The organism is Streptomyces sp. SID13666, assembly GCF_010548325.1.
Classification (GTDB): domain Bacteria; phylum Actinomycetota; class Actinomycetes; order Streptomycetales; family Streptomycetaceae; genus Actinacidiphila; species Actinacidiphila fildesensis.
On sequence record NZ_JAAGLX010000178.1, the window covers coordinates 1 to 457 of the forward strand.

The following is a 457-nucleotide window of genomic DNA, read 5'->3' on the forward strand; positions in this document are numbered from 1 at the left end:
ATCACCGTCGGACAGAGTAGCTCCTGCCATGGCAATGAAGTATGTAGAAAATGCTAGTAAGGCTTGCTGTGCAATTGCAAGCAAAATGGCAAGAACAAAGCTTCTGTCTTTCATGCTTAGCTACTTCCTATGGCGAACAAAGCAAATAAAATAATCGAGACGCTCAACATAGCTATGGCACCAGCGTTTCTCGTTCTGGCTCTTGCGTATCTGCTCCTCAATGCTTTTGCCTCAGCTAACTGCTTTCCTATGAATCCCTTGCCGTCATAGAAACTGAATTTATTGATGAATGCGTCGAGAAAACCGATTTTCTGCTGTATATTGTAATGGTCGGGATTGAGAAAAATTAAATCCTGTGACGTGAGATCCCTGAGCACCAATGTCGGGGTAGGGGTTCTAAGTGGAAAGTAGCTTTTAGAGTGCAAGCTTGGGGCCGGGCTGTCCTTATATAGCGCTC

1 protein-coding gene is annotated in these 457 nt (G+C 44.9%); it reads right to left on the reverse strand.

The features are described 5' to 3' along the window. Positions 1-116: 116 nt before the first annotated feature. The coding region (locus G3I60_RS44870) for a DUF6875 domain-containing protein (protein WP_203675344.1) at positions 117-457 on the reverse strand (341 nt) is incomplete at its 5' end.